Annotated in this window: 7 protein-coding genes; 6 read left to right on the top strand and 1 reads right to left on the bottom strand. The window is 71.1% G+C overall.

What is annotated here, in order from left to right; all coding sequences use genetic code 11:
- The 6 genes from mmsA (at position 1) to ACIRA5_RS30345 (ending at position 10,992) form a co-directional block, all read left to right on the top strand.
- Positions 1-1,503: a CoA-acylating methylmalonate-semialdehyde dehydrogenase gene (gene mmsA / locus ACIRA5_RS30320; protein WP_352046906.1), complete on the top strand. Its 1,503-nt coding sequence runs from the start codon at positions 1-3 to the stop codon at positions 1,501-1,503.
- Positions 1,504-2,063: 560 nt separating this feature from the next.
- Entirely contained in the window at positions 2,064-3,473 is a 1,410-nt protein-coding gene (locus ACIRA5_RS30325; RefSeq protein WP_403695817.1) for an APC family permease, read from the top strand.
- A gap of 172 nt (positions 3,474-3,645) precedes the next feature.
- The gene (locus tag ACIRA5_RS30330) at positions 3,646-6,303 is read left to right on the top strand and encodes an alpha/beta fold hydrolase (RefSeq protein ID WP_403695819.1); all 2,658 of its coding nucleotides are present in this window, start codon (positions 3,646-3,648) and stop codon (positions 6,301-6,303) included.
- The gene (locus ACIRA5_RS30335; protein WP_403695820.1) at positions 6,300-7,163 is read left to right on the top strand and encodes an ABC transporter permease; all 864 of its coding nucleotides are present in this window, start codon (positions 6,300-6,302) and stop codon (positions 7,161-7,163) included. Before ACIRA5_RS30330 ends, ACIRA5_RS30335 begins: the two co-directional genes overlap by 4 nt.
- Positions 7,164-7,337: 174 nt before the next feature.
- Positions 7,338-8,942, top strand: coding sequence for a von Willebrand factor type A domain-containing protein (locus ACIRA5_RS30340; RefSeq protein ID WP_403695822.1), 1,605 nt, complete (start codon positions 7,338-7,340; stop codon positions 8,940-8,942).
- Positions 8,943-9,072: 130 nt separating this feature from the next.
- Positions 9,073-10,992, top strand: a complete 1,920-nt coding sequence (locus ACIRA5_RS30345; protein WP_403695823.1) for an AMP-dependent synthetase/ligase — start codon at positions 9,073-9,075, stop codon at positions 10,990-10,992.
- A 64-nt stretch (positions 10,993-11,056) separates the two neighbouring features.
- On the opposite strand, the gene ACIRA5_RS30350 is transcribed toward ACIRA5_RS30345, so the two are convergent.
- Complete coding sequence (locus tag ACIRA5_RS30350) at positions 11,057-11,464, bottom strand: rodlin (protein WP_403695826.1); 408 nt, start codon at positions 11,462-11,464, stop codon at positions 11,057-11,059.
- Positions 11,465-11,802: the final 338 nt, after the last annotated feature.

An 11,802-nucleotide genomic window follows, 5' to 3' on the forward strand; every position in this document is an offset into this window, starting at 1 on the left:
ATGACGAAGACCGTCAACCACTGGATCGGTGGCAAGACTGTCGAGGGTGCGTCGGGTACGTACGGGCCGGTCACCGACCCGGCGACCGGCGCCGTGACCACGCAGGTCGCCTTCGCGACCGTCGACGAGGTGGACGCCGCGGTCGCCGCGGCCAAGGACGCGTACGCGACCTGGGGCCAGTCCTCGCTGGCCAAGCGGTCCACGATCCTCTTCAAGTTCCGGGCGCTGCTCGACGCGAACAGGGACGCGATCGCCGAGCTGATCACCGCCGAGCACGGCAAGGTGCACTCGGACGCGCTCGGCGAGGTGGCGCGCGGCCTGGAGATCGTCGACCTGGCGTGCGGGATCACCGTGCAGCTGAAGGGCGAGCTGTCGACCGAGGTGGCCTCCAAGGTCGACGTGGCGTCGATCCGGCAGCCGCTGGGCGTCGTCGCGGGCATCACGCCGTTCAACTTCCCGGCCATGGTGCCGATGTGGATGTTCCCGCTCGCCATCGCGTGCGGCAACACCTTCGTGCTGAAGCCGTCCGAGAAGGACCCGTCGGCCGCCATGAAGGTCGCCGAGCTGCTCGCCGAGGCCGGTCTGCCCGACGGTGTCTTCAACGTCGTCCACGGTGACAAGGTGGCCGTCGACCGCCTCCTGGAGCACCCGGACGTCAAGGCGGTGTCCTTCGTCGGCTCGACCCCGATCGCCCGCTACATCCACACCACGGCCTCCGCGAACGGCAAGCGCGTGCAGGCCCTGGGCGGCGCCAAGAACCACATGCTGGTGCTCCCGGACGCCGACCTGGACGCGGCCGCGGACGCCGCCGTGTCGGCAGCCTATGGCTCCGCCGGCGAGCGCTGCATGGCCATCTCCGCCGTCGTCGCGGTCGGCTCGGTCGGCGACGCGCTGGTGGAGAAGATCCGCGAGCGCGCCGAGAAGATCAAGATCGGCCCCGGCAACGACCCGACCTCCGAGATGGGTCCGCTGATCACGGCCGTGCACCGCGACAAGGTGGCGTCCTACGTCACGGGCGCGGCGGCGCAGGGCTCCGAGGTCGTCCTCGACGGCACCGGGTACACGGTCGAGGGGTACGAGGACGGCCACTGGATCGGCCTCTCGCTGCTCGACCGGGTGCCGGTGACCTCGGACGCGTACAAGGACGAGATCTTCGGCCCGGTGCTGTGCGTGCTGCGCGTGGACACCTACGAGGAGGGTGTCGCCCTCATCAACGCGTCGCCCTTCGGCAACGGCACCGCGATCTTCACCCGGGACGGCGGCGCCGCCCGCCGGTTCCAGCTCGAGGTCGAGGCGGGCATGGTCGGTGTGAACGTGCCGATCCCGGTGCCCGTCGGCTACCACTCCTTCGGCGGCTGGAAGGACTCCCTCTTCGGGGACCACCACATCTACGGCAACGACGGCACGCACTTCTACACCCGCGGCAAGGTCGTCACCACCCGCTGGCCCGACCCGGCCGACGCCCCCACGGGCGTGGACCTGGGCTTCCCGCGCAACCACTGAGCGACCCTCTGGTGCCCCGTCCTCCGTCCCGGGGGGCGGGGCACCGCCGTGTTCGCGTCCTCAGCTCCGCTGCTGGGCGGCGGCCCTCAGCTCCTCGGTCATGTCACCGGTCCGCGCGGCGGGCGGAGCCTCGCCCCCGGCCGTGGCGCCGAACTTCGCGAAGTCGTTCACGGGCGAATGCTTCCCCACCCCTGGCTGTGCGGACCAATCCTGGTGAATTTCACGGCCTTGGCTGCGGTTCTCGTCATGAGGTGATGAAACGGATAGCGGAGGTGTTTTGTCGTCACGGCCTTCGAAAGCAAGGTCACACTCCGATGTATCTTGATGATTGCAACATGTAGGCGTCGGTGCCTGGGAAAGCGATGTGACCTGCGTCGCTTCAATGGTGCGGATTCCGTAGGTAAACGGCCATTGACGCAACGGTTTCCGTCAAGGTTCCATCAGCGTCGGGAGCGGACGACGAGATGAACGACGCGAGCCGCCGGAGGCGATAGCGCTCCCGACCAAATCACCTGACGCACGAGTCGTCTTCTGACGCACAAGTCGATCGGAACCGCTTCATGACCGACACGCTCCGCCCTGTCGAGCAGGCCCTGCCGGACGCCGCCCCCACGGCCTCCGGGAGCCCCCAAAAGCTCAAGCGTTCCATCGGCGTCGTCGGCGGCACCCTGCTGACGCTCTCGTGCGTGACGCCCGCCTCCACGCTCTTCGTGGTCGTGCCCGACCTGTTCTCGTCCCTCGGCACGGCGACCGCGCTCACCATCGCGATCGGCTCGCTGCTCTGTATCGCCGTGGCGTTCTGCTACTCGGAGCTGGGCACCCTCATCCCCAGCGCGGGCGGCGAGTACGCCATGGTGTCGACGATGGCCGGACGACTCGCGGGCTGGCTGGTCTTCGTGCTCTCCCTCCTCGTCGTCATGATCGTGCCGCCGGTGATCGCGATGGGCACCGCGGACTACCTGGCGCCGATCGTGCACCTCAACCCGTCGATGGCGGGCGCGGGCGTGATGCTCCTGGCCACCCTCGCGGGCCTGCTCGACCTGCGGGCCAATGCCTGGATCACCGGCGTCTTCCTCGTCCTGGAGGTCATCGCGGCGGCCGTAGTGGCGGTGCTGGGCTTCACGCACAGCCAGCGCGGCATCGGCAGCCTCACCTCGATGCAGGTGGCGGGCTCCGGCGGCCACACGGACACCGTGACGGCCATGCTGGTGGTCTCGGGGCTCGCGATCGCCCTCTTCATCACCCAGGGCTTCTCGACCGCGGTCTACCTCTCCGAGGAACTGGAGAACCCGCGCCGCAACGTCGCCCGTACGGTCCTGGCCACCCTCGCCATCTCGACCGTGATCATCCTGGTCCCGGTCGTTGCGATCACCATGGGCGCCTCGGACCTGTCCACCCTCACCGGCGGCGACATCAGCAGCATGGTCACCGCCTGGTCCAACTCCGCCGTCGGCACCTTCGTCAGCCTCTGCGTCGCCCTCGCGATCATCAACGCGGGCATCGTCATGGTCATCCAGAACTCCCGGGTGCTGTTCGCCTCCGCCCGTGACAAGGCCTGGCCCGAGCCGGTCAACCAGAGCCTCTCCCGCCTCGGCCGCTTCGGCTCCCCGTGGGTCGCCACCCTCCTGGTGGGCGTCCCCGGCGCCCTCCTCTGCTTCGTCAACCTGGACACCCTGTACGGCGTCACAGGCGTCTCGGTGACCGCCATGTACCTGCTCGTCGCGGTCGCCGCCCTGCTCGCCCGGCGCGGCCAGCACCGCCACACCCCGGCCTGGCGCATGCCGCTGTGGCCCGCGATGCCGGTGCTCCTGGTCGCGGTCCTCGCCTACATCCTGAGCCAGCAGGAGATGACATACCTGCTGTGGACCGGCGGCATCACAGCCGTCGCCACCCTCTACTGGGCCTTCTACCTCCGCCCGCGCCGCGAGACCCGCTGGCTGGTGTCGATCCCCGAGGACGTCCAGGCCTGAGCCCTCCGGGGTGCACGCGAAGTCCCATGTCACCACCGCGCCCGTGAAGATGCCCGAGAGGGCTCGTACCACGGGCGCGGTATACGGGAGGGGCCTCGTACGCCCGGAGGAGGGGCGCGGGTTCAGACCGGCGGCTGCCTTCGTTGTCGGTGGCGGCCCGTACCGTTGACGCATGGATCTTCGACTGCCCCGACTGCGCGGGCCCGCACGGCGAGGACGCCGACGGTGGCTCGCCGCCGCGGCCGCCGTCGTCGTGCTCGCCGGCGCCGGCACGTGGACCGCTGTCGCCTCGGACGACGGGCCGGCCGTCCACCGCACCGACCATGTGATGACCACGGGCGCCGGGGTGAACATCGACACGTCGTTCTTCACCGCGGGCTCCGGCCGCCGCCCCGCCGTGCTCCTCGGGCACGGCTTCGGCGGCAGCAAGGACGACATGCGGCACGAGGCGGAGCAACTCGCCCGCGACGGATACGCCGTGATGACCTGGTCGGCACGCGGCTTCGGGCGTTCCACCGGCAAGATCGGGCTGAACGACCCCAAGGGCGAGGTCGCCGACGTCTCCAAGCTCATCGACTGGCTGGCCAAGCGGCCCGAGGTCCGGCTCGACAAGAGCGGCGACCCGCGCGTGGGAGTAGCCGGAGGCTCGTACGGCGGAGCGATCTCCCTGCTGGCCGCCGGGTATGACAAGAGGGTCGACGCGATCGCCCCCTCGATCACGTACTGGAACCTGGCGGACGCGCTCTTCCCGAACGACGTGTTCAAGAAGCTCTGGGCCGGCATCTTCATCAACTCCGGCGGCGGCTGCGACCACTTCGAGGCGCAGCTGTGCGCGATGTACGACCGGGTGGCGGAGTCGGGGAAGCCGGACGCCCAGGCGCGCGCCCTGCTGGAGCAACGCTCACCGTCCGCCGTCGGCGACCGCATCAAGGTGCCCACGCTCATCCTGCAGGGCCAGACCGACTCGCTCTTCCCGCTCGGCCAGGCCGACGCGATGGCCAAGGCGATCCGGGCCAACGGCGCGCCGGTGGACGTCGACTGGATCGCCGGCGGGCACGACGGCGGTGACCCGGAGACGAGCCGCGTCGAGGCCCGTGTCGGTTCCTGGTTCGACCGCTATCTGAAGGACGACAAGAACGCCGACACCGGTCCCGCCTTCCGTATCACCCGCACCGGCGGCATCGACTCCACCGACGGCGCCGCGCAGCTGCGGGGCGCGAGCGGGGACGTCTACCCGGGCCTGGAGAGCGGCGAGCACGCCATCGCGCTGAGCGACGGCCGACGCGAGCAGACCTTCCAGAACCCCGCGGGTGCGAGTCCGCCCGCGATCTCCGCCCTCCCCGGACTCGGTGGCACCGGCGGCCTGTCGCAGCTGTCCGCGCTCGGGCTCGGGGTGTCCCTCGACTTCCCGGGCCAGTACGCGCAGTTCGACTCCGCGGCGCTCCGCCACGGCCTGCGGATCACCGGGTCGCCGACCGTGACCGTCCACGTCCGGTCGAGCACCGACGACGCGGTCCTCTTCGGGAAGGTGTACGACGTCGGGCCCGGCGCCACCCAGCCGGTACTGCCCTCGCAGCTGGTGGCGCCCGTGCGGGTGACCGGCGCGAAGGCGGGCAAGGACGTCACGATCGTGCTGCCCGCGATCGACCACGAGGTCCAGAAGGGCCACCGGCTGCGCCTGGTCCTCGCCTCGACGGACCTCGGCTACGCCTCGCCGGCGGCCCCGGCGACGTACACGGTCTCCTTGAAGAGCGACCTGCGCGTGCCCACCGCGCCCGGTGTGAAGACCGCCGCCGCCGCGCTGCCCTCCTGGGTGTGGTGGCTGCCCCTGGCCGGCGCGCTCGCCGCCGCCGCACTTCTGCTGACCGGCCGTCGCCGGACGGCTCCGGTCGCGCCCGACCCCGAGCTCGCCGAAGTCGCGCTCCAGATCACCGACCTGAGCAAGCGGTACGCGAAGTCGGCGGACCGGTACGCGGTACGGGACCTGTCGTTCCGCGTGGAGAAGGGCCAGGTCCTGGGCCTGCTGGGGCCGAACGGCGCGGGCAAGACGACCACGCTGCGCATGCTGATGGGCCTCATCAAGCCCGACGGCGGCGAGATCCGCGTCTTCGGGCACGCGATCCGGCCCGGCGCCCCGGTGCTCTCCCGGGTCGGGGCGTTCGTCGAGGGCGCGGGCTTCCTGCCGCACCTCTCGGGCCGCGAGAACCTTGAGCTGTACTGGCAGGCGACGGGCCGTCCGGCCGAGGACGCCCACATGGAGGAGGCGCTGGCGATCGCGGGCCTGGGCGACGCGCTGGCCCGCGCGGTCCGCACCTACTCCCAGGGCATGCGCCAGCGCCTGGCCATCGCCCAGGCGATGCTGGGCCTCCCGGACCTCCTCATCCTCGACGAACCGACCAACGGTCTCGACCCGCCCCAGATCCGCGAGATGCGCGAGGTCATGATCCGCTACGCCGCCGCGGGCCGCACGGTCATCGTCTCCAGCCACCTGCTGGCCGAGGTCGAGCAGTCCTGCACCCACCTGGTGGTCATGGACCGCGGCCGGCTGATCCAGGCCGGCCCGGTGAGCGAGATCGTCGGCTCCGGCGACACCCTCCTCGTCGGTACGGGCGCGCCCGTGGAGGGGCCGGTCGTCGACAAGGTCGGCGCGCTGCCCGGCGTGGCCTCGGCCGTCGCCGCCGAGGGCGGGCTGCTGGTCCGCCTCGACGAGGGCGGCAGCGCCGAACGCCTGCTCGTGGAACTCGTACGACTGGAAGTCCCCGTGCGGTCGGTGGGCCCCCACCGTCGGCTTGAGGACGCGTTCCTCACCCTGATCGGAGGCGCCGCATGAGCACGCTCGTCGAACGGGCCGAGACGGCGGACGGCTACCGGGCGCGGCACACGCTGCCGCTCCGCGTAGAGCTCCTGCGGCAGTTGAAGCGGCGCCGCACGCTCGTCATGGGCGCGATCCTCGCGGTGCTGCCCTTCGTCCTCGTCGTCGCGTTCGCGATCGGCGGTGACCCGGGCTCGCGGGGCGGGCAGGTCACCCTGATGGACACGGCGACCGCCTCGGGCGCCAACTTCGCCGCGGTGAACCTCTTCGTCTCCGCGGGCTTCCTGCTGGTCATCCCCGTCGCGCTGTTCTGCGGGGACACGATCGCCTCCGAGGCGAGCTGGTCCTCGCTGCGCTATCTGCTCGCGGCCCCCGTACCGCGGGCCCGGCTGCTGTGGTCCAAGCTCACCGTCGCCCTCGGCCTCAGCCTCGCCGCGATGGTGCTGCTGCCGATCGTCGCCCTCGCGGTGGGCACGGCGGCGTACGGCTGGGGGCCGCTGGAGATCCCCACCGGCGGCGCGCTCCCCGCGGGCACCGCGGCCCAGCGGCTCCTGGTGGTCATCGCGTACGTCTTCGTGTCCCAACTGGTCACGGCGGGGCTCGCGTTCTGGCTGTCCACCAAGACGGACGCGCCCCTGGGCGCGGTCGGCGGCGCGGTCGGCCTGACGATCGTGGGGAACGTCCTGGACGCGGTCACCGCCCTCGGCCACTGGCGCGACTTCCTGCCCGCACACTGGCAGTTCGCCTGGGCCGACGCCATCCAGCCCAAGCCGGAGTGGGGCGGCATGATCCAGGGCACCGCGATTTCGATAACGTACGCCCTCGTCCTGTTCGCCCTGGCCTTCCGGGGTTTCCGGCGCAAGGACATCGTGTCGTAGATCTCCGGAGCGTCACCTACCGGTCTCGACGACCGCCCTTCGTGGCCGCTTCGAGATCCATCCGCAACGCTCCGTAGCGCACATCCGGGCCCCCTCGGGCGTCACAGTCACAGACGTCGGCCCATGGACGTCGGCGGACAGCCGGCAGACAGGCGACTCACCGAGGGGGCACGGATGACACTGACGGGGAACGACGAACACACAGGGCGACCGCGGCGGCAGCCGAGGATCGGGCGACCGTGGCGACCGGTCGCCGCCCTGATCGGCCTGACGCTCGCGGGCGGCCTGCTCCTCACCGGCTGCGGCGCGAGCGACAGCAACGGCTCCTCGACGGACGGTTCGAACAAGTCCGGCGGACGCGGGTTCCCGCAGCCCGCCCCGAACCGGACCTCCGGGACCTCCCAGGGCGAACAGAAGGACACGCCTACGGGCGGCGCGAGCCGCGAGTTCGCGCCGTCCCCCGACTACCTCTCCACCTTCGCCCTCGACGTCGACACCGCCTCCTACGGCTACGCCCGGCGCGCCCTCGCCGACGGCCGGCTGCCCGACGCGTCGACCGTCCGCCCCGAGGAGTTCGTCAACAGCTTCCGGCAGGACTACCGGCGGCCCGAAGGCAACGGCTTCTCGGTCACCGTCGACGGCGCCCGCACCCAGGAGAAGGACTGGTCGCTGGTCCGCGTCGGCCTCGCCACCCGCACCGCGGCCCAGAGCGGCGAACGCCCGCCCGCCGCCCTCACCTTCGTCATCGACATATCCGGCTCCATGGGCGAGCCCGGCCGGCTCGACCTCGCCCAGGACGCCCTCGGCGTGATGACGGACCGGCTGCGCGACGACGACTCGGTAGCCGTGGTCACCTTCAGCGACGAGGCCAGGACCGTGCTCCCGATGACCCGCCTCGGCCACCACCGCGACCGCGTCCACGACGTGATCAGGGGACTGGAACCGACGGAGTCGACCAATCTCGGCGCGGGCGTGCGCACCGGGTACGCCACGGCCGTCAAGGGCCTGCGCGAGGGCGCCACCAACCGCGTCGTGCTGATCTCCGACGCCCTCGCCAACACCGGCGAGACCGACGCGGACGCCATCCTCGAGAACATCTCCACCGCCCGCCGCGAACACGGCATCACCCTCTTCGGTGTCGGCGTGGGCAGCGAGTACGGCGACGCCCTCATGGAGCGCCTCGCCGACAAGGGCGACGGCCACACGACGTACGTCTCGAACCCCGAGGACGCCCGCAAGGTCTTCTGCGAGCAGCTTCCGCAGAACATCGACCTCACGGCCCGCGACGCCAAGGCACAGGTCGCCTTCGACCCGCAGACCGTCAAGCAGTTCCGGCTGATCGGATACGACGACCGCCAGGTCGCCGACGAGGACTTCCGCAACGACCGGGTGGACGGCGGCGAGGTCGGACCCGGCCACACGGTCACGGCCCTCTACGCGGTCCGCACCAGGCCCGGCGCCTCCGGCCACCTCGCCACCGCGAGCGTCCGCTGGCTCGACCCCGACACCCGCGCCCCGCACGAGGAGTCCGGCCAGCTGGAGACCGGCTCCCTCGACGAGGACCTGTGGACCTCCTCCACCCGCCTCCAGGTCGACGCCGTGGCCGCGTACTTCGCCGACGACCTGCGCACGAGCGACGACAAGGCGGACCCGCTCCCCGGCGCCCTCCCGCTGGGCGAACTCGCCGACCGGGCCCACCGGGTGGCGTCCGCCGCGGAGGACAAGGCGGTGGACGACCTGGCGGACGCGGTGGAGCGGGCGAGTGGACTCATGGGATAGCGGCGGCGTCGGTCCGTCACGGCGCTCACCGGGTCGGCATCGAGTCCGAGTCCGACGGCCGCATTGAACTTCCTTTACGAGTGAGTAAGTTGACTCCCGAGTAAGAACCCTGCGACCTGGTGGAGCCGTGATGGGCGTACGCAAGGATCTGAAACGGGCGAAGCGGCGCACGGACCTCGCGTCCCGCGGTGAGGTCGAGCTGATCAGGGACGGGACCGGCACGGTGCGCGAGGTCCGCACCGCCCCCATGGCCCCGCGCCCCACCACCGGCAGCGTCGCCGACCTGCCCTTCACCAACGCGGCCCAGGCGCCCGACGCCGTGGTCCTGCGCCGCGGGGAGAGCGAAGGCCGGCGCCCGGTCACCGCGGCGGCCTTCGCCCGCGAAGTCACCGACACCGCGAAGGGGTTGATCGCGGCGGGCCTCGAACCGGGCGGCCGGGTCGTGGTGATGTCCCGTACGCGCTACGAGTGGACCGTCCTCGATTTCGCGATCTGGGCGGCCGGTGGCCGGTCCGTCCCCGTCTACCCGACCTCGTCGGCCGAGCAGGTGGAGTGGATCGTCCGGGACTCGGGGGCGCACTTCGCGATCGTCGAGACGGTCCAGAACGCCGACACCGTGACCACCGCCACGGCCCGGCACCCCGCACCCCCGCGCGTCTGGCGACTGGACACGGACGCGCTCGCCGAACTCGCCGCCCTGGGACGGGACATCCCCGACGAGGAGGTCACCAAGCGCCGCGCCGCGCTCACCCCCGACACGGTCGCGACCCTCTGCTACACCTCAGGCACCACCGGACGGCCGAAGGGCTGCGTCCTCACCCACGCCAATCTGCACGCCGAGGCGGCCAACACGGTCGAGTTGCTGCACCCCGTCTTCAAGGAGGTCACCGGCCAGACCGCCTCGACCCTCCTGTTCCTGCCGCTCGCCCACATCCTGGGCCGCACCCTCCAGATCGCCTGCCTGATGGCCCGCATCGAACTGGGCCACTGTCCGAGCGTCAGACCGGACGAACTCCGGCCCGCGCTGCGGGAGTTCCGCCCCACCTTCCTCGTCGGCGTGCCGTACCTCTTCGAGAAGATCCACGACACCGGCCGCGCCACCGCCGAGAAGATCGGCCGCGGTGCCTCCTTCGGCCGCGCCGACCGCGTCGGCGTCCGCTTCGGGCAGGCGTATCTGAACAGGTTCCTCGGGACGGGCAAGGGCCCCGGACCCGGCCTGTACGCCGCCTGGGCGCTGTACGACCTGCTGGTCTACCGCCGTGTCCGCAAGGAACTCGGCGGCCGTATGCGCTACGCCATCAGCGGCGGCTCACCGCTCGACCGCGACCTCAACCTGTTCTTCTACGCCGCCGGAATCATCGTCTACGAGGGGTACGGCCTGACGGAGACCACCGCCGCGGCGACGATCGTGCCGCCCCTGCGGCCCCGCCCCGGCACCGTGGGCCTCCCGGTCCCCGGCACGGCGGTCCGTATCGCCGACGACGGCGAGGTGCTCGTCAAGGGCGGTGTCGTCTTCCGCGCCTACTGGAACAACGCGGAGGCGACGGAAGCGGCGCTGCGCGACGACTGGTTCGCGACCGGCGACCTCGGCGCCCTCGACGAGGACGGGTACCTCACCATCACCGGCCGCAAGAAGGACCTCCTCGTCACCTCAGGCGGCAAGAACGTCTCCCCCGCCGTCCTGGAGGACCGACTGCGCAGCCGCCCGCCGGTCGGCCAGTGCGTCGTCGTCGGCGACAACCGCCCGTTCATCGCCGCGCTGATCACCCTGGACCCCGAGGCCCTCGCCCACTGGCTCACCGTCCGCAAACGGCCCGCCGACACCCCGCTGTCCGAACTCGTGGGGGATCCCGCTCTGCGCGCCGATGTCCAGAAGGCCGTGGACCACGCGAACGAGGCCGTCTCGCGCGCCGAGTCCATCCGCGCGTTCGCCTTGGTGGAAGGCGAGTTCAGCGAGGACAACGGCCTGCTCACCCCGTCCCTGAAGGTCAGGCGGCACGCGGTGACGGCGGCATACGCGGCCGAGATCGAGGCGCTGTACGGGGGCTGAGAGCCGTACACACGGAAAAGCGGGCCGCCGAGGTGCTCGGCGGCCCGCTCTCGCGGTGCTGGGATCAGCGGTTGTTGGTGCCGTTGCCCGAGAGGACCGGGATCTGGTCCAGGATGTGCGACAGCGGCTCGTCGCCCTTGGCCTGGGTCGAGTTCTCGACACACTGCTGGTTCTGCGGGGCCGACAGGATCGGGATGTCCTGCACGGTGACCGGGACGGCGCCCGCGACCCCACCGAGGTTGAGCTTGGCCGGCAGGCCGATGCAGGGCTTGTTCAGCGAACCCTGGACCAGCGACAGCTGCGGGCTCATGTCGCCGAACGTGGCGGAGTTGCCGAACGACTGCTCGGCGCCGTTGCCGCTGACGGACGTGGTACCACCGCCGTCGCCGATCGCCAGCGCCTCGGGGGCGGCCGTGGCCGAGATCCCGGCGATGGAAGCGGCGATAGCAGCGGTTGCCCACAGCTTCTTCATGTTCATTCCCTTCGGAAAGCGGACTCCTGTTGGGGAGCTGCATGATCATTAACTGGATAGACCACGCAAGGGTTGCGGGTTATACCCCATATGGCCCAGCGTGCGGAGGTTTCAACCGTCATGCGTGCGCCGGTGAGCTCCCCGAGTCGCGGTCGGCGGTCATGTGTGCGCGGCGGGAAAGCCGACGGGCCGCCGAGGAATTCGGCGGCCCGTCGACGAGAATCCCAGGAAGGGTACGGAGTACTAGTAGGACTCCGTTAGGTCTTTCTGTCGGCCGTGTTCAGCGGCATGCTGAGTGTGTGGACGCACATGAAGTGAACCGTGCTCGGGCGCAGTTG

Source organism: Streptomyces sp. NPDC096311 (genome assembly GCF_044763085.1).
Lineage (GTDB): Bacteria > Actinomycetota > Actinomycetes > Streptomycetales > Streptomycetaceae > Streptomyces.

Coding starts and splice junctions, on each gene's coding strand:
- mmsA (WP_352046906.1), top strand. CDS start 1: ATGACGAAGACCGTCAACCACTGGATCGGTGGCAAGACTGTCGAGGGT.
- ACIRA5_RS30325 (WP_403695817.1), top strand. CDS start 2,064: ATGACCGACACGCTCCGCCCTGTCGAGCAGGCCCTGCCGGACGCCGCC.
- ACIRA5_RS30330 (WP_403695819.1), top strand. CDS start 3,646: ATGGATCTTCGACTGCCCCGACTGCGCGGGCCCGCACGGCGAGGACGC.
- ACIRA5_RS30335 (WP_403695820.1), top strand. CDS start 6,300: ATGAGCACGCTCGTCGAACGGGCCGAGACGGCGGACGGCTACCGGGCG.
- ACIRA5_RS30340 (WP_403695822.1), top strand. CDS start 7,338: ATGACACTGACGGGGAACGACGAACACACAGGGCGACCGCGGCGGCAG.
- ACIRA5_RS30345 (WP_403695823.1), top strand. CDS start 9,073: ATGGGCGTACGCAAGGATCTGAAACGGGCGAAGCGGCGCACGGACCTC.
- ACIRA5_RS30350 (WP_403695826.1), bottom strand. CDS start 11,464: ATGAAGAAGCTGTGGGCAACCGCTGCTATCGCCGCTTCCATCGCCGGG.